The sequence below is a fragment of the Erythrobacter neustonensis genome (genome assembly GCF_001663175.1).
GTDB lineage: Bacteria > Pseudomonadota > Alphaproteobacteria > Sphingomonadales > Sphingomonadaceae > Erythrobacter > Erythrobacter neustonensis.
Genome location: NZ_CP016033.1, coordinates 2,152,100 through 2,169,833, shown reverse-complemented (window position 1 = coordinate 2,169,833; position 17,734 = coordinate 2,152,100). Strand labels below are relative to the sequence as shown.

Below are 17,734 nucleotides of genomic sequence, written 5' to 3'. Positions count from 1 at the left end.
CCTTACTTGTTCTGCATGATCGGCGGCGCGGACGGCACGACGCCGCCGGTCAGGATCGCGCTTTCTTCGTTGGCGAGGATACCGGCAACCTGAGTCCACACCGCCACGTTCTGGCGAAGCTGGACGATGTCGATCTTGTCGAGCGTATCGTCCGGCGTGTGGTGCAGGTCGAAATAGCGCGTGCCGTCCTGCTGAAGATCGATCAGCGCGCCCTTCTGGTCCCGCACGATGTTGATGTCAGCCCCGCCGGTTGCGACATCCGTTCCAGCCGACACCCCGAAGCGCGCAACCGCGGCGGCGATCTTCTTGTGCAGCGCGGGGTTGGTCTCGCGGAAATTGCTGTCGAAGCGCCAGATCCTGTCCGCGCCGAAATCGCTTTCGAGGCCGACCGCGATCGGTTCGTCGATGTGCGCCTTGCTGTAGGCGACCGAGCCGAACAACCCGACTTCCTCTGCGCCCGCCATCAGCACGCGGATCGTGCGCAGCGGCTGACCGGCGCGCGCGGCATTGCGTGCGGCCGCCGCGATGATCGCGCAGCCCGCGCCATCATCGAAGGCGCCTGGCGAATTCCACCAGCTGTCGATATGGCAGGCCAGCAGCACCGGCGGGAGCGACGGATTGCGACCGACAATCTCGCCCACCACATTGCCGCTTTGCGTGCGGCCAAGGCGGCGAGGGTTCAATTCCAGCTTCATCCTGATCGGCTTGCCCGCAGCGCGCGCGAACATGCGTTCGAGATTTGCGGCATCGGGCAGGCTCAACGCGCCTGCCGGAGTGGGCTTCACGCCGTCGGGGAAGTCGGTGCCGCCGGTGTGGGGGTTGCGATGGTGATCGGTTCCGACCGATTTGATCACGGTTGCCAGCGCCCCCTTGCTCGCCGCGATCCCCGCGCCGACCCAGCGCGCCGGCCCGGCAAAGCCATATTGGCTGCCATCCTGGGTCCGCGACATGGCATGACTGATGAACGCGATCTTGCCCTTCAGACTGCCCGCGGGCGCCGCGCGCAGATCATCCACGGTGCGGAAATAGACCACTTCAGCTTCGATCCCGCCAACAGGCGTCGCGGCACTGTCGCCCAGAGGGAGCACCGCAAGATCCTGCGCAAACGGCGCGGTGATCCGCGCGCGGGCGATATCGCCGGGCACCCAGGTGTCCATCATGAACGGCTCGTCGGCGACATTGGCAAAGCCATTGGCCTTGAGCCATGCCACAGCCCATGCGCGCCCGCGCGCCTCGGCCTCGGTCCCGGCCTGACGCGGACCGACTTCGGTAGTGATGCCCTCGAGGAAATCCCAGGCGATCGTGTCACCGCGATGGGCCGCATCGGCCGCTTCGGCAAGCGTGGGCAGCGGGTTGGCCAGAGCGGGGATGGCGAGCGTCATCGCGCCGAGCGCGGCAAGGGTTCTGATCATGGGGCCGGTGCTATCGGGCGCAAGGCGCCAAGTCTAGCCGCTTGCCCTTCCTTCTCCCCTTCCCTATCTGCACGCCCAAACCGACAACCCAGATACCACGATCCGAAGGACCCATCCGATGGCCGCGCAATACGCCTATGTCATGAAGGGCATGACCAAGACCTTCCCCGGCGCCCAGAAGCCGGTGTTGAACAACATCAACCTGCAATTCTACCAGGGCGCGAAGATCGGCATCGTCGGCCCCAATGGCGCGGGCAAATCGACCCTGATCAAGATCATGGCCGGGATCGACAAGGACATCACCGGCGAGGCGTGGCCGGGTGAGAATATCACGGTCGGCTATCTCGAGCAGGAGCCCGAGCTCGACCCCACCAAGACCGTGCTCGAAAATGTGCGCGAAGGCGCGAAGGAAACCGCCGATCTGGTCGCGCGCTTCAACGAAGTCAGCGCGCTGATGTGCGAGCCCGACGCCGATTTCGACACGCTCGGCGCGGAAATGGGCGAACTTCAGGACAAGATCGACGCGGTCGATGGCTGGACGCTCGACAACCAGCTCGAAGTCGCGATGGAAGCGCTGCGCTGCCCTCCGGGTGACTGGCCGGTCAAGGACCTGTCCGGCGGCGAAAAGCGCCGCGTGGCGCTGACCCGCCTCTTGATCCAGAAACCCTCGATCCTGCTGCTCGACGAGCCGACCAACCACCTCGATGCCGAATCGGTCCAGTGGCTCGAAAACCACCTCAAGGACTATGCCGGCGCGGTGCTGATGATCACCCACGACCGCTACTTCCTCGACAACGTGGTCGAATGGATCCTCGAACTCGATCGCGGCTCCTACTACCCCTACGAAGGCAACTACTCGACCTATCTCGAGAAGAAGGCCAAGCGGATGGAGCAGGAAAACCGCGAGGAAAGCGGCAAGCAGAAGGCGTTGCAACGCGAACTCGAATGGATCCGGCAGACCCCGGCGGCACGCCAGACCAAGTCGAAGGCGCGTGTCCGCAAGTTCGAGGAACTGCAGAACAGCCAGGACAATCGTCAGGTCGGCAAGGCACAGATCGTCATCCAGGTGCCCGAGCGTCTGGGCGGCAAGGTGATCGAAGCCAAGAACATCTCCAAGGCTTACGGCGACAAGCTATTGTTCGAAAACCTGTCCTTCATCCTGCCCCCGGGCGGGATCGTGGGCGTGATCGGTCCGAACGGCGCGGGCAAGTCGACGCTGTTCAAGATCCTGACGGGCAAGGAAGAACCCGACAGCGGCACGATCGAAATCGGCTCGACCGTGCGCCTCGGCTATGTCGACCAGAGCCGCGACCACCTCGACCCCAAGAAGAACGTCTGGGAAGAGATCAGCGACGGGCTGGATTACATGACCGTCAACAAGCAGGAAACCTCGACCCGCGCTTACGTGGGCGCGTTCAACTTCAAGGGCGCGGACCAGCAGAAGAACGTCGGCAAGCTGTCGGGCGGTGAACGCAACCGCGTGCACATGGCCAAGATGCTGAAGCAAGGCGGCAACGTGCTGCTGCTCGACGAGCCGACCAATGATCTCGACGTCGAAACGCTCGCCGCGCTGGAAGACGCGATTGAGAATTTCGCAGGCTGCGCCGTGGTCATCAGCCACGACCGCTTCTTCCTCGATCGGCTCGCTACGCATATCCTCGCCTTCGAAGGCAACAGCCATGTCGAATGGTTCGAAGGCAACTTCGAAGCTTATGAGGAAGACAAGCGCCGCCGTCTGGGCGATGCGGCGGATCGTCCGACGCGGCTTGCCTACAAGAAGCTGACCCGCTGAGCGGGCGCCGGGTGGGCCTTGCCAGGCGGCAGGCTCACCCCCGCCTCTGCCCGACGGCCAATTTAATGCTTTACGAATTTTTAAGCAGAGCTACGTCATTCCCCAAGAGACAACATAAGTTGCAAAAAGGGGCACGGGGCATGTTCTTGGGAATCGAGGTGCCACTCGAAGTGGCATCGCTGGCGGGCGCAATCTGTCTGGCGGGCGGCATATGGGCCGGGCAGCGCGTGGCCCATCATCGCAGCGGTCAGCACCGCGGCCGTTCAGCCGAACTGATCCACGATCTGCTCAAACCCGAAACGCTGACCCGCACGATCGATCTTGCCGCGCGCCGCCACGCCATGCGCGCACGCTCACGCGCGGTGCTGCACGGGCAGGTCGAGCACCACTCGTCTTCTTTCCATGCTTCGGACCATCCGCTCCGCGAACAGGTGCGCGACCACATCGCGCAGGTGCTGCGCGCGGGCCTGCGGCAGAACGACCGGTTCGCGATAGGCAAGGGATACGACTTCACGATCGACGTTGCGGGCGCGGACGAGCGTGCCGCGGTAAGGATCGCCGATCGCCTGCGCCGCCGGCTTGCAAAGCTGCGTTTCGGGCATGACGGCGGTGGCGCGCCGCTATCGGTCCGCTTTGGTGTCGCTGCCGCCCACGCACCCGAGGATCGCACGCATCTCGCCGCGCTGGCCCGGCGCGCGCTGCGCGTCGCAATGGCGCGCGGGGAAGACCACGTCGTGCCCGCAAGCGACATCGAGGAAATCAAGCTGTTGCCTGCGCCCTCCCCGTCCGTGGTCGGCATCGCGGCAGCCGCCTGAGGCACGTTAGGGCGAAACCCAGCGCCCCTCCCACGCCGCCGCCGCATCCTTGCGCGCGAATTGCGCGCGCACATGCCCGGTGTGCGCAAGGTAAAGCCAATCGAGCGTCGTCAGCGTGATCTTGAGCAAGGCGAAGTTCTCGCGGGCGGGCAAAAGCTGGGCATCATCGGGTTCGGTCCGCTCGAACTCTGCCGGAAGGCCTGATGTCGGCACATCCGATGCCGCCCCCGGCCCTTCGCCAAGATAGCAGCGGCGCGCAAAGTTCGTGCTGGCCGCCCACGCGGCTTCGACCTCGTCACCCTCGCTTGCGATCACGCCCGTGCCACGTGCACGGACCTGGATCTTGGCGCCCTTGTCATAGAACAGCACCGCGACCCGCGGATCGCCTGCGATCACCTGTGCCTTGGGCGCGCGCACATCTGTGTGCAGGCGAAGAGTCCATGCGGCGGGGTCGAACGCGCGCAGCACCATCACCCGCGCATCCACATCGCCCGTGATGATCACCGGGGTATGCATCGGCGCCTTGCGATCGCGCGGTGCGCGAATCAGGCGGTTGCGGCAGTCGGCCAATGCGGCATCAAGCGTGTCGAACATGGGGCGCAGCCTTTGTCGGCTGCATTGTCCGCGTCAAGCTTGACCAAAAATATTCAGGGTAGGCGCAATTTTTCTGAACATCGGCGGTCCGGTTCATCCGCGCGACAGTCTGCCAGGTCTATTGGGGGTTCATCTCAGGAAGCCTGTGGTGGGCTGGCGAATTTTGGAGGCACTTGCCATGAATAGAATTTTTGCCCCCTTGGCTCGTACCGGCGGATCGCTGGTCGCGCTTGCTGCTGCCCTCACCTTTGCAATTCCGGCGCAGGCTGCCGATAATCCCGGCCAGCGTGACCGCCCGCGTGCAGAGCGGCAAGAGCCCCGCGCAGAACGCGCCGCGCCGCAGCGAGCCTACAATCAGGAAATGACCCGCCGCGTCCAAGCAGCACAGCAGGCACGGCGGATTGATCAGCGCAGCGAACAGCGTGCCCGGCAGGTTGACCGGCGCGCCGAACAGCAGGCCGTCCGCGTCGAGCGGCGCGGCGAGCAGCAGGCCGATCGGCTTGAACGGCGCGGCCGCGATGTCGCCGCCCGGCGGGTCGAACAGCGGGCCGAAGCCCGTGCCGACCGCATCGAGCAGCGCGGCGACGTGCGTGCGGGCCGGATCGAACAGCGCGGCGATCGCCGTGCCGAGCGGGTGCAGGATCGCGTCGTGACCGGCCGTGATGCATGGCAGCGCGATCGCCGCGATACGCGGGTCGAGCAGCGCGACGGCTGGCGCGACGGGCGCCGCGATGGCTGGCGGGACGATCGTCGCGACGATCGGCGGGCCGACCGTCGCAACTGGCGGCAGAATGACTGGCGGTGGGGTTACAACGGCCGCCAGGGCTGGGATAACCGCGATTTCCGGCGCTGGGATAATGGCTGGCGCAACAACCGGACCTACAACTGGTACGATTACCGTCGCAGCAATGTCCGCATTTTCCGCCCGGGCGCCTACTATGCACCGTTCCGCAATTACCGCTACAACCGGGTGAACATCGGCTTCTATTTGGACAGCCTGTTCTTCCAGCCGCGGTACTTCATCAACGATCCGTGGGCCTATCGCCTGCCCCCGGCCTACGGCCCGTACCAGTGGGTTAGGTATTATGACGATGTCCTGCTCGTCGATATCTACACCGGCGAGGTCGTAGACGCGATCGAGAATTTCTTCTGGTAGGTCTCCACCCGTAACAGAAGATACCCCGCCGGAGCGATCCGGCGGGGTTTTTCGTTTCTGCAAGACAGATTGGGTTCAGCCGCGCACCCGGCCGAACGGCAGCATCCGGAACAGCGTGCCGTCCTTGTCGATGATCGTATGCTTGAGCGCGCCCAGCGCGTGGACCACAATCAGGATCAGCAAGGTGGTTCCGGCCAGCGCGTGAAGCTCGAAAATCTGCTCGCCCAGCGCCTGGTTGATCGGCACCGGAAGCCGCGGCAATTCGAACAGGCCCCAGACGCTGATCCGGTTGCCGAAGCTCGACATCGCGATCCAGCCGGCGATCGGCATTGCCAGCAGCAGCACGTAAAACGCGGTATGGACGATCCGCGCCAGCGTGCGCTCCCAGCCCTTGTGGCCTGCGGGCGCGGGCGGCGGGGGGTTCATCAGACGCCAGATCAGCCGCACCGCGACCACGGCGAAGATCACCACGCCGATCGCAAAGTGGTTGGCCATGATCTCGCCCCGCGCCTCCCGCGTGGCCGCGCCTTCGGCGCCTTCGGCAATCCGCCAGCTGACAATGACAAGCACCGCGATCAGCCAATGCAGCAGCATCGCGAACCCTGTGTATTTCCCTGCAGCGTGATTGTGCATTCCCGTCCCTCCCATGATCGACCGATCCGGCAAGCCTAGCATCGCTCTACGCGGCTGCAATGGCGATACTTGCACGGCTGCAACCGATTGCTACCGAGGTCGCGATGACTGCGCATTCGCTCTCTGCTGTTCCCGATCAGGAAGCGCTGCGATCGCTTGGCGCGTCGGTGTGCGCGCGGCTCGCCGACAATGCCGCGGTTCATCGCATTGCCGCGCCGGCAATCGCGCTGTTCGCAGTCGGCGACTTTCTGGCGGACCATGAATGCGCGCAGCTTTGCCGGATGATCGATGCCGCCGCGCGCCCTTCGGGCTTGCACGAAATGGACTACGACAGCGGTTATCGTACCTCCTTCTCCGCCGATCTCGACCCGCAGCATCCGCTCACGGCGCAGGTGTCGGCACGGATCGATGCGCTGATTGGATTGCCGTCGCCTATCGGAGAACCGCTACAGGGCCAGCGCTATACGCCGGGGCAGGAGTTCAAACCGCACAACGACTGGTTCTACACCTCGGAAAGCTACTGGCCGATGGAGGCAGCGCGTGGGGGGCAGCGTAGTTGGACCGCGATGGCCTATCTCAACGCGGTGGAAGCTGGCGGCGCGACCGCCTTCACGCTGCAGAGTCTGGAAATCGAACCGACGCCCGGCGCGCTGCTGCTCTGGAACAATGCCCTTCCCGACGGCACCCCGAACGAGGCCACGCTCCATGCCGGCCTCCCGGTGATCGCGGGCAGCAAATACATCGTCACCAAGTGGTATCGCACCCGCGCATTCGGCTGATCGAATGTCAGTCCGCTTATGGCAAGGAAACAGTCACTTGGCGCGGGCTGCGACTATACCTTGGCGAGCGCCTCGGCAATCAGCGTGCGGGTGGGGGCGATGCCGTAGAGCGCGATGAAGCTGCCCATGCGCGGGCCCTGTTCGCTGCCGAGCAGGGTTTCGTAGAGCGCCTTGAACCAGTCGCGCAAAGAGGCGAAACCGAACTCCTCGACCTTGCCGATTTCGTAGACGATGGTCTGCAGATCCTCCGCGCTGGTCGCAGGGTCGGCGGCTTCAAGCGCTGCATCAAGTGCCTGCAATGCCGCGATTTCACCGCCCACCGGCGCGCGCTTTTCGAGCGTCGGGGCAACGAAGTCGCGGTTGTAGGCAAGCGCGCGGCCCACCAGCGCGTCGAGCGCGGGGTGCGCGGCCGGATCTGCATTCTCGACATAATTGCCAAGGTAGGACCACACCGCCTCGCGCGTCGCACCGGCACCCAGAACCCCTACGAGATTGAGCAGCAGGCTGAAAGGCACGGGCAGCGTATCGCCCTCGCCCGGCGCTTCGATGCCGTGCTGCGCTTCGTTCACCCGCAGCAGATGCCACACCGGATTGCCCAGCCGCTTGTCCGCGTCCTGCGCCGGGATCGCACCGCGGAACTGCCAGTAATCGTCGACCGCCTTGGGGATTACGCCGGCGTGCAGTTGCTTGGCGCTCTTGGGATTGGCGAAGATGTAATAGGCCAGGCTTTCGGGGCTGCCATATTCGAGCCATTGCTCGATCGAGAGGCCGTTGCCTTTGGATTTGCTGATCTTTTCGCCCTTGGCATCGAGGAACAGCTCGTAGATCAATCCTTCGGGCTTGTGCCCGCCTAGCACGCGGGCGATCTTGCCCGACTGGATGCCGCTATCGGTCAGATCCTTGCCATACATCTCGTAATCGACGCCCAGCGCCACCCAGCGCATCGCCCAGTCGACCTTCCACTGGCACTTGGCCATGCCGCCCAGCGCGGATTGCTCGACAATGCGGCCATCCTCGTCGGTGAAGCGGATAATCCCGCCTTGCGCATCAACGACTTCGATCGGCACCTGCAGCACCGCACCGGTCGCCGGGCTGATCGGCATGATCGGCGAATAGGTGCGGCGGCGTTCTTCGCCCAGCGTCGGCAGCATGATGTCGAGGATCGCGCCGAAGTTGGAGAGCACCCCGCGCAGGGCATCGTCGAACATGCCGCTGTTGTAGCAGTCCGAAGAGCTGACGAATTCATAGTCGAACCCGAACCGGTCGAGAAAGTCGCGCAGCATCGCATTGTTATGCGCGGCGAAACTTTCAAACTTTTCAAAAGGATCGGGAATACGCGACAAAGGCTTGCCCAGATGCTCGGTCAGCATCGCCTGATTGGGGACGTTGTCGGGCACCTTGCGCAGGCCATCGAGATCGTCCGAAAAAGCGACCAGCCGGGTGGGCGCGCCGGTCAGCGTTTCATAGGCGCGCCGCACCAGCGACGTGCGCAGAACCTCTTGAAAAGTCCCGATATGCGGCAGGCCCGAGGGGCCATAGCCGGTTTCGAACAAGACCCCGCCGGGCTTGCCTTGCGGCAGGCGCTTGGCAAGGCGCTGGGCCTCCTGAAAGGGCCATGCCTTGGAGTTGGATGCTGCGGCGATCAGGGCGTCTTGCGAGATGGTCATGATGGCCGGGGCCATCGCGCAAGCTTGGCCGGCTTGCAAGCATCAATGGCGCGATCCCGGCCAAGAGGATGTTTCACGTGAAACAGTGCCGCTTTTGCCGCATTTCGCCGGGCTGACGCGGTGTAGAACGCCCCCAAACGGGGTCAAGGGAATAGCGACACGGGGCTGGAGGGGGTCTGGAGGGGGGCAAGCGCACGCCTTTCGAAGCCCGCGTCGCTAACGGCAAAACTTCAGCGCAAATCGTTTACATTGGCGCGCGGGCACCCCATCGTTAGCCTTGTGACCTCCCCCGGCCCCCTTCCCGATCCGCTGAACCTGCCCGCGCTGCACGCAAGCTATGGCGGGCACTGGCTGCGCGGCAACGCCGGCAGCACGCAGGCCGTGTCGAAGGGCGATGCGATCATGGCCGCCGCGGATACCCCGGTGCTGATGCTCAACGCGCCGCTGGTAGCCACCCGGCTGGGCTATCCCGATCTGTCCGGGCTCGACCTGCTCGAAGCCTTTGCCTTCATCCACCCCGCGCGCTTCTGCGTGCCGACCCCGCGCGGGCTGGCCGAGGCGCTGGGCTTGCCCGTTCCCGAAACCGACGCCGACGTCCCCGAAATGCTCCAGCGCGCGGGCGGCGCATTGATTGCCGCGTGCCGCGATCCCGCCTGGCCCGAACGCGAAGGCGCGTGGAGCGCGGTGCAATCGCTCGAACGGCTGCGCTGGCCGTGGGCGCAGGTGCTGCGCCCGCACATCGCCAAGCCGGACCGCGCCGAACGCTGGCTGTTTGCCAGGCTGCCCGAATGGGACGAGGCGGGTGAGCGCCCCTCCCCCCGGCAGGTCGAGATGCCCGCCGAAGCGGTGAAGGCGCAGCTTGCCCGGCTGACCGGCGAAGGCGCGGAAAGCCGCGAGGGCCAGCGCGCCTATGCGCAGGATGTCGCCCGTATCTTTGCCCCGCGTTCGGCGCCGGGCCGCCCGCATCTGGCCTTGGCGCAGGCGGGCACCGGGATCGGCAAGACGCTGGGCTATCTCGCCCCCGCCTCGGTCTGGTCATCGCTGAGCGGCGGGACGGTGTGGGTGTCGACCTTCACAAAGAACCTGCAACGCCAGCTGCGCGCCGAGGCGCGCCGTGCATGGCCCGCAAAACGCGCCGACGGCACCCCGCCCGTCGTGGTGCGCAAGGGCCGCGAGAATTACCTCTGCCTGCTCAACCTCGAAGACGCGTTGCAGGGCGGTTTTGCCGGGCGTCCCGCAGTACTGGCGCAGCTCGTGGCGCGCTGGGGGGCCTATACCGCCAATGGCGACATGATCGGCGGCGATCTGCCCGGCTGGCTCGGCACGTTGTTCAGGAAACGCGGGATCGCCGCGCTGACCGACCAGCGCGGCGAGTGCATCTATGCCGGGTGCCCGCATTACCGCAAATGCTTCATCGAACGCGCCGCGCGCGATTCCGCGCAGGCCGATCTGGTGATCGCCAACCATGCGCTGGTCATGGTCAACGCCGCGCGCGCGCGCGATCCGAACCAGCGCCCCACCCGGCTGATCTTCGACGAAGGTCACCATGTCTTCGACGCCGCCGACAGCACCTTTGCAGCGACCCTTTCCGGGCAGGAAACGATCGAACTGCGCCGCTGGATCATCGGCCCGGAAAAGGAATCGCGCGGCCGCCGCCGCGGGCTCGCCGCGCGGCTTGCGGATATTGCGAGCTATGACGAGCCCGGTGCAGAGGCGATTGCCGCCGCGTGCAAGGCGGGGCTGATGCTGCCGAGCGAAGGCTGGCTGCAACGGGTCGGCGAAAACCAGCCCTTCGGCCCCGTGGAGGCGCTGCTCTCCGCGGTGCGCAGCGCGACCTATGCGCGCGATGAAAGCGGGCAGGAGGCAGGCTACAGCATCGAGACCGAGGCCGCGGGCCTTCCGGGGGATGTCATCGAGGCCGCAGGCGCAGCATCCGAGGCGCTGGCGAGCATCCGCGTGCCGCTGATCAGGCTTGGCGGACGGCTCGAGGCGATTTTGGCCGACCCGCCCGACTGGCTCGACGCGCAGGGGCGCGCGCGGATCGAAGGCGCGCGCTTTGCGCTGACCTGGCGGATCGAATTGATCGGCGCGTGGGAGGCGCTGCTCGATCGGCTCGGCGGGCCGGTCGATCCCGAATTCGTCGACTGGCTGGCGGTCGATCGCAGCGATGCGCGCGAATTCGATGTCGCGATCCATCGCCGCTGGCTCGATCCGATGAAGCCCTTTGCCCGCGTGGTGCTGGAACCGGCGCACGGGGTGCTGATGACCAGCGCCACGCTGACCGACCGCACCCGCGACGATGACAAGTGGGTCAGCGCGGTCGCGCGGTCGGGCGCGCCGCATCTCGATGTTGCGCCGCTTTTGTCCGAAGCGGCCAGCCCGTTCGATTATGCCGCGCGCGCAGAGGTGCTGATCGTGACCGATATCGCCAAGGGCGATTTGCCCGCGCTGGCCGGGGCTTACGCCCGGATCATCGAGGCGAGCGGCGGCGGGGTGCTGGGCCTATTCACCGCGATCCGGCGCTTGCGCAGCGTGCACGGGCGGATTGCCGACCGGCTCGCGCGGGCGGGCCTACCGGTCTATGCCCAGCACGTCGATCCGATCGACACCGGCACGCTGGTCGATATCTTCCGCGACGATCCGCGCGCCAGCCTGATCGGCACCGATGCGCTGCGCGACGGGGTCGATGTGCCGGGCGAAAGCCTGCGCTGCGTGGTGCTCGAACAGGTGCCTTGGCCGCGCCCCGATATCCTCCACAAGGCGCGCCGCGCGGCGGGCGGCGGCAGCGTCTATGACGACCGCATCATCCGCGCGCGGTTGGCGCAGGCCTTCGGGCGGCTGATCCGCTCCAAGGACGACAAGGGGCATTTCATCGTGCTCTCCCCCGCCTTCCCCTCACGGCTGCTGTCGGCCTTTCCCGATGGCACCCCGGTGCTGCGCGTGACGCTTGATGAGGCTTTACAACGGCTCGCAGATGGGCTTGGAGCCTCGGCACGCGAACCAGCCGGAGGAGCCTTGCAGCCATGAAGATCCTGGGTCTCCTGCGCCATGCCAAGTCCGACTGGGACGACACCGCGCAGCGCGATTTCGACCGCGGGTTGAACGCGCGCGGGCGCAAGGGGGCCGAGGCCATCGGCCGGCATATCCGCGACCACGGGGTGCGCTGGGACAAGGTGCTCGCCAGCCCCGCGGTGCGGGTCAAGCTGACGCTGGAGAGCGCGCTGCCTGATACCGCGCCGATCTATGACCAGCGGCTCTATCTCGCCAGCTTCGACAGCATCGTCGAAACGATCGAAGCCCATGCCGGATCCGGCGCGGACGAGGCGAAGGCGATCCTGATTTCGGGCCACAATCCGGGCTTGCAGGACGTGCTGCTCGAACTGGTCGCGCCGGGCAAGGAAAACGCATTGTTCAAGGAAGCGGTCGTGAAGTTCCCGACCGCCGCCTATGCCGTGCTCGAATGCGATATCGCGCACTGGAGCGAGCTGAAGCGCTATTGCGCCGAGCTCGTCCATTTCGCGCGGCCCCGCGATCTCGATCCCGAATTGGGCCCCGAAGGCTGATCGCAGGCGGGGCGCGTTTCCGCCCCCCGCCCTATCGCCTCAATTCACCGCCACGACATTATCGTCCGCATCGCGGTCGATATAGAAGTTGTAGGGATCGATCCCAGCAAAGGCGGGCTTCTTCGCGGTGACGATTTCGACCACCTGCCTGCCCGTCTTCGCCGGCATCCGCTGCATTGCGAGCACCGCCTGCCGATCGAACGCGCCGGTGCCGGGGCGCTGGGTGAAGGCACCCACTTCGATGCTTTCGGCGAGAGAAGCCGGGGTTTCGACGCCCTTGCCATCGGCATAGAATTTGCCCGCCTCGACAGTGATGCGCGTCACCCACTTGCCGTCTGCGCGCTTCGTTGAGGTCGCGTCCTTCGCCTTCAGATCGTAGATCGTGATCTTCTCGAACAGATCGGTGATCAGCGCCTGATCCTGCGGGGTTTTGGCCTCCTTGCGCAGTTCGGCGATCAGATCGAGGCTGCGCGGATAGGGCGCGCCCTTGAATCTGAAGCGCTCAATCAGCCGCGACAATGCGCGGTTGACCGCATCCTCGCCCATCCGGTGCTGGAGCAGATACATCGCAAGGCTGCCCTTGCGGTAATGGATGTGCTGCTGGTTTTCGACCCGGTACAGCGGTTGTTCGGGCAGCGGATCGCCCTTGCGGCCCGCCAGATACCGGTCGAGCTCGAAGGCGAGGAAGCGGCGGATCTTGTCCTCGCCATAGAGCTCCTTCATCACCATCAGCGCCGAATACTGCGCCAGCGTTTCCGACAGAAGCGTCGAGCCCTGCATGTTCGCACCGACAACCTGGTGCGCCCAGTACTGGTGCCCGACTTCATGCGCGGTGACATAGGAGACGTAGTCGATTGTCTCAGGGTCACGCACGTCGGCGGCAAAGCCGATGCTTTCGGAATAGGGCATCGTGCCCGCAAACGCCTGCGCAAAACTGGCGTAGCCCGGAAACTCGATGATCCGCGCATAGCCGAACTGGTAGGGGCCGAAATTGCGCTCGTAATAGGCGAGGCTCGTCTTCAGCGCCCTTTGCATCGCGGGCACGTTCCAGGCGTGTTTGGGATCGTAATAGATGCTCAAGGCGACGCGCCCGGCCTGCTCCTCGGCCACGGCATAGCGCGCCGATTGCACCGAGAAGAAGTTGAGGATCGGCGCAGGCGACTGGAACACCGCGATGCGGCGCCCGCCCCTGACCGTATCGGACAGCTTGTTGCCCGGCGCGATCGGCACCTGATCGGCCGCGGTCGAAATGGTGATCCGCGAATTGACCCAGTCCGCGCCGATGTAGTTGCGCGCCTGAGCCGAGGTATCTTCCAGCTTTGCCATCCTGAGTTCGGCAGGCAGCCCCTGCCGCCGGCGCGCGGTGCGGTCCTGCAGCAGCCGGCCCCGGTCCATCCCGATGATCGGCGCAAAGGTATCGTTGTTCACGAAGGTGCCGTTGTCGACGATGTCGGTCGCCGCCCCGCTGTTGGCAAAGCCGCGCCGCCAAGTGTCGGAGGCAAAATCGAGCCTCGTCGTCGCGCCGGGTGCCAGCGGCGTGGCAAAGCGGTAGATCCGGTGGCCGTTGGCCTTGTCGTTCTTCGCCAGTGTCGCGCCCGCCAGATCGAGCCGGGTGAAGGCGACCTCGGGATCGCCCTGCCGCACGTGGACTTCGCTGATCGCGGTGCCGCTGTCGTTGCGCAGCAGATAGTGCCCCGTCACCTTCATTCGCCGCTGGTCGGGATAGACCGCAACGTCGAACACGACATCGGTCACCACCGGGCGCGGCAGGTTTTCGTATTTGAGGTAGGCGCGCTCGTATGCGGCGAGCCGGGCCTCGGCCTCGTCCTGCGTTTCGAAGCGGTTCAGTTCCTTGATATTGTGGTGGATCACAAGGCCGGTGCCGACCATCCCGGCGACCGCGGCCAGCGCAACGCCGCCCGATGCCAGCGTCACGCGTTTGCCCATGCCCTTCAGCCGCGGCGTCACCGCTACCACCGTGCCGCGCGGCCATGCCCAGTGCGCCAGCACCAGAAGCAGCACGCCGAAGCACAGCCAATAGGCGCGCGCGATCAGCCCGCCGACCCAGAAGCCGCCCGTGCCGTTCATGTCGGAGAGCGGCTCACCCGGGCCGGCCCCGAACATGTAGAGCATGTTGGTATAGCCCATGTTGGTCAGGAAGATCCGCCCCACGAACCACACCAGCAGCACGCCCCAACCGACATACTTGTTCGGGCTGACCACCTGGAAGAACACCGACAATACCGCCAGCAGCAGCAGGTCGACGCTTTGCGGCCAGACGAAGGCGGCGAGATAGAGCGCAAGGTCGATATGCTCAGCGCCCTTGGCCAGCTGGAACAATACGCCTGTCACCATGCCCGCCAGCGACATCGCGATCAGCACCGCGAAGATCGCGAGGATCTTGGGCACGAACACCGCCCAGGCAGGCGCAGGCGTCGCATCGAGGATTTCGTTGATCTTCACATCGCGTTCGCGCCAGACCAATTCGCCGCCATAGAACACCGCGACGATAAGGCTGAAGATCGAGACGCTGCCCGTCAGCGTGGCGATGACATTGGCGGTCAGCGGATAGGACGGGGTGCCATACAGCGTCTCGGCACTGACGAGGTTCAGGGTCGCAAAGGCGATCGCGAGCAGCAGCAGCACGATCAGGCCGGGGCTTTTGAGCACGAATTGCACTTCGGCCTTCAACCGCGTGGCGAAGGCGGCCAGCGCGTGGGCAAAGCCGAAGTCGCGGCGCACCGGCGCGGTCAGGGTGGCGGGCGGAACCGCCGCGGCCTTGGCGGCGCGTGCGGACTGGCGCGCGAGGCGCTTCTGCCGCCAGCGCGACGGCGCACGCTCGGTCATGCTGAAGCGCGCCCAGGCAAGGCCGAGGAACAGCGCCGACAGGCCCAGCGTGAAGATGCGGTTGAACAGCAGATTGCCTTCGAGCGGGATCAGCCGCGTGTTCATCTCCGCGGCGGTCCAATAGCGCGTCGCTTCGCTGATCGCGGCGCTGCCCAGCGGCTCGTAACGCGCGGCGATCGGCAGATTGGTCGGGTCCGCACTCGCGACGATGCTCACCGCCAGATAGGCCATCACCAGCACCAGCACGCCGATATAGCTCGCCAGCATCGAACGCGTCAGCGTGGCGAGCGTGAACAGCAGTGCGGAGGACAGGATGATGTTGGGGATCGCGATGACGAGGAACGGCCAGGCATAGGTGGCAAAGCTCCCTGGCCCCACGGTCTCGGGATCGACCCAGGGCATCGCCGCGCCGATCGCAATGCCGAGCGGTATCGACAGGTAGCCTAGGGTCGCGATCGTCACCCCGCCCAGAAACCGCCCGGCAAGAAAGGTGCTGCGCCCCACCGGGGTTGCGCGGATCATCGGCCCGAACTTGGTCGCATCGTCGCGCACCACCGCGTTGGCGACGAAGGAGGTGATCACGAAAAGATAGAAGATCGAGAACAGCGCCATCGCGGTCGTGACCGTGTAGGGCGAGTTTTCATGCACCGCGCCGGGCGAGCCGAAGCTGACCGCATCGCTCGATGCAAGGCCGAAGCCCATCAGGAAAAAGATCGCGGTCGCTACCCAGAACACCGGGTTGCGCAGCTGGTAACGGATCTCGAACGCGGCGAGGCGGGCGGTCAGCATGGTCGCGGCCCTTCCGTTCAAGCGGCGTGCGCAGCGGGCGCGCGGCGGGTTTCGGCGAGCGTTGCGAAATAGACATCCTCAAGCCCGCCGCTGACCGGTGCAAAGCCTTCGGGCTGGGTATCGGACAATACGTGGACGACGATATCGCCCGCAAAGAAGCGGTGCGAGATCACCTCGTGGGCGGCCTGCATTTCGGCCAGCATCGTGTGCGGCACGGTTTTCTGCCAGACGCGGCCGCGCGCCGCATCGATCAATTCGCGCGGCGCGCCTTCCAGCCGCAGCTTGCCGCCTGCCAGCACCGCCATGCGCGGGCACAGGTCGGCGACATCGTCGACGATGTGGGTCGACAGGATCACTACCACGTTCTCCCCGATCCCGGCGAGCAGGTTCAAAAACCGGTTGCGTTCTTCGGGATCGAGCCCGGCGGTGGGCTCATCGACGATGATGAGCTGCGGATCGCCGATCAGCGCCTGCGCGATGCCGAAGCGCTGTCGCATCCCGCCAGAAAAGCCCGCGATCGCCTTGCCGCGCACGTTCCAGAGGTTGGTCTGGTTGAGGAGGTGTTCGACCAGCGCCTTGCGCTCACCCTTGGCGGTGACGCCTTTGAGCACCGCCATGTGATCGAGCATCGCCTGCGCGGACACCCGAGGATAGACGCCGAAATCCTGCGGCAGATAGCCCAGCGTGCGGCGCAGGCGATCGGGCTCGGCCAGCACGTCGATCTCGCCGAAGCGGATCGCGCCGTGGGTCGGCGCCTGCAACGTCGCGATGGTGCGCATCAGCGTCGATTTGCCCGCACCATTCGGACCCAGCAGCCCGAACATTCCCTTGGGGATCGACAGCGTCACATCGTCGAGCGCGTGGGTGCCGTTGGGATAGGTGTGGCTGACGCCGCTGAGTTCGAGCATGATGTTTGCGATCCCCTGATGCAATTCATCCGCAACCTAACACGTCCTGCCGCGCGATAAAGGCGTGTTGGCGGGTTAATACACACCCCCGTCCGCATGCGATGGCGGTTCGTCGATTGGGCGCGCGTAAGGCGGCGTGCGATCAGAGCAAGTTTTGTTGTGCAGGGGTGGCGGCGGATCGGGCCCACGGCTCGCTTGTCGCGTCGATGGTGAGCGCCCCTTCCCACCCCCGGCACAGCGCCAGCGCCTCGGCCGGGGAGCCTTGCTGCCAGATATCGCGTGCTTCCGCATCGAGCAGCACGGGCATGCGGTCGTGAACGGCTGATGCGGCGGTGCCTTCGCTGTCGGTCATCACCATCGCGTAGCAATCGCCCCAGGTGTCCGACGGCCGCCACACACCCGCCACCGCGAACAGCGAGGCATCGGGCAGGCCCATCCAGGTGCGGGTCATGCGCCCCTTGGGCCCTTGCGCCTCGGCCCATTGGTCGAGCGGGATCAGGCAGCGGTTGTGCGTGAAAGCATGACGCCAGAACCCCGTTTCCAGCTTGTCGGTGCGCGCGTTGTTGACCGGCTTGGGCTTCAGGGGCTGGCCCTGCTTGCCTTTGAGCACCAGCGGAAAGCCCCATGTCATCGGCCTGACCGCGCCTTCGGCCACGACAAGGCCGGTGTAGCCGGGATAGACCTCGCCCGCAAAATTCGCGCCTTGCGCCTTGTCGACCGCATCGAACCACGCCGCGACCTCGCTGGCGTTTTTCGTCATGCGGTAGAGGTTGCACATG

13 protein-coding genes are annotated in these 17,734 nt (G+C 65.5%); 6 read left to right on the top strand and 7 right to left on the bottom strand.

The window, feature by feature from the left end:
- Positions 1–2: 2 nt before the first annotated feature.
- Positions 3–1,412: a M20/M25/M40 family metallo-hydrolase gene (locus A9D12_RS10015; protein WP_068351380.1), complete on the bottom strand. Its 1,410-nt coding sequence runs from the start codon at positions 1,410–1,412 to the stop codon at positions 3–5.
- Between the two features lie 118 nt (positions 1,413–1,530).
- Between A9D12_RS10015 and ettA the strand changes: the two genes are divergently transcribed.
- A complete protein-coding gene (gene ettA / locus A9D12_RS10010; protein WP_068351378.1) occupies positions 1,531–3,204 on the top strand; it encodes an energy-dependent translational throttle protein EttA in 1,674 nt (557 codons plus the stop codon).
- Between the two features lie 140 nt (positions 3,205–3,344).
- Positions 3,345–4,019: a diguanylate cyclase domain-containing protein gene (locus tag A9D12_RS10005; RefSeq protein WP_068351375.1), complete on the top strand. Its 675-nt coding sequence runs from the start codon at positions 3,345–3,347 to the stop codon at positions 4,017–4,019.
- A 6-nt stretch (positions 4,020–4,025) separates the two neighbouring features.
- Here A9D12_RS10005 and A9D12_RS10000 read toward each other — a convergent pair whose 3' ends face one another.
- Positions 4,026–4,613: a pyridoxamine 5'-phosphate oxidase family protein gene (locus tag A9D12_RS10000; protein WP_068351373.1), complete on the bottom strand. Its 588-nt coding sequence runs from the start codon at positions 4,611–4,613 to the stop codon at positions 4,026–4,028.
- A 178-nt stretch (positions 4,614–4,791) separates the two neighbouring features.
- On the opposite strand from A9D12_RS10000, the gene A9D12_RS09995 reads away from it, so the two are divergent.
- Positions 4,792–5,769: an RcnB family protein gene (locus A9D12_RS09995; protein ID WP_082925508.1), complete on the top strand. Its 978-nt coding sequence runs from the start codon at positions 4,792–4,794 to the stop codon at positions 5,767–5,769.
- 75 nt (positions 5,770–5,844) lie between these two features.
- On the opposite strand, the gene A9D12_RS09990 is transcribed toward A9D12_RS09995, so the two are convergent.
- Positions 5,845–6,402: a cytochrome b gene (locus A9D12_RS09990; protein ID WP_068351364.1), complete on the bottom strand. Its 558-nt coding sequence runs from the start codon at positions 6,400–6,402 to the stop codon at positions 5,845–5,847.
- A gap of 104 nt (positions 6,403–6,506) precedes the next feature.
- On the opposite strand from A9D12_RS09990, the gene A9D12_RS09985 reads away from it, so the two are divergent.
- A complete protein-coding gene (locus A9D12_RS09985; protein ID WP_068354252.1) occupies positions 6,507–7,181 on the top strand; it encodes a prolyl hydroxylase family protein in 675 nt (224 codons plus the stop codon).
- Positions 7,182–7,234: 53 nt separating this feature from the next.
- On the opposite strand, the gene A9D12_RS09980 is transcribed toward A9D12_RS09985, so the two are convergent.
- A complete protein-coding gene (locus A9D12_RS09980) occupies positions 7,235–8,848 on the bottom strand; it encodes a lysine--tRNA ligase (RefSeq protein ID WP_156522855.1) in 1,614 nt (537 codons plus the stop codon).
- A 279-nt stretch (positions 8,849–9,127) separates the two neighbouring features.
- On the opposite strand from A9D12_RS09980, the gene A9D12_RS09975 reads away from it, so the two are divergent.
- Both A9D12_RS09975 and A9D12_RS09970 read left to right on the top strand, forming a co-directional pair.
- Positions 9,128–11,875, top strand: a complete 2,748-nt coding sequence (locus A9D12_RS09975; protein WP_082925507.1) for an ATP-dependent DNA helicase — start codon at positions 9,128–9,130, stop codon at positions 11,873–11,875.
- The gene (locus A9D12_RS09970; protein ID WP_068351361.1) at positions 11,872–12,411 is read left to right on the top strand and encodes a SixA phosphatase family protein; all 540 of its coding nucleotides are present in this window, start codon (positions 11,872–11,874) and stop codon (positions 12,409–12,411) included. The genes A9D12_RS09975 and A9D12_RS09970 overlap by 4 nt, the downstream gene beginning before the upstream one ends.
- A 39-nt stretch (positions 12,412–12,450) precedes the next feature.
- Here A9D12_RS09970 and A9D12_RS09965 read toward each other — a convergent pair whose 3' ends face one another.
- The 3 genes from A9D12_RS09965 to A9D12_RS09955 all read right to left on the bottom strand — a co-directional run bounded on the left by A9D12_RS09965 (position 12,451) and on the right by A9D12_RS09955 (position 17,733).
- Positions 12,451–16,047 (bottom strand): ABC transporter permease/M1 family aminopeptidase, encoded by a 3,597-nt coding sequence (locus A9D12_RS09965; protein ID WP_068351358.1) that lies wholly within the window; start codon positions 16,045–16,047, stop codon positions 12,451–12,453.
- A gap of 17 nt (positions 16,048–16,064) precedes the next feature.
- Positions 16,065–16,955, bottom strand: a complete 891-nt coding sequence (locus A9D12_RS09960; protein ID WP_068354243.1) for an ABC transporter ATP-binding protein — start codon at positions 16,953–16,955, stop codon at positions 16,065–16,067.
- 142 nt (positions 16,956–17,097) lie between these two features.
- Positions 17,098–17,733, bottom strand: coding sequence for an SOS response-associated peptidase (locus A9D12_RS09955; protein ID WP_068351355.1), 636 nt, complete (start codon positions 17,731–17,733; stop codon positions 17,098–17,100).
- Between the last annotated feature and the right edge of the window lies 1 nt (position 17,734).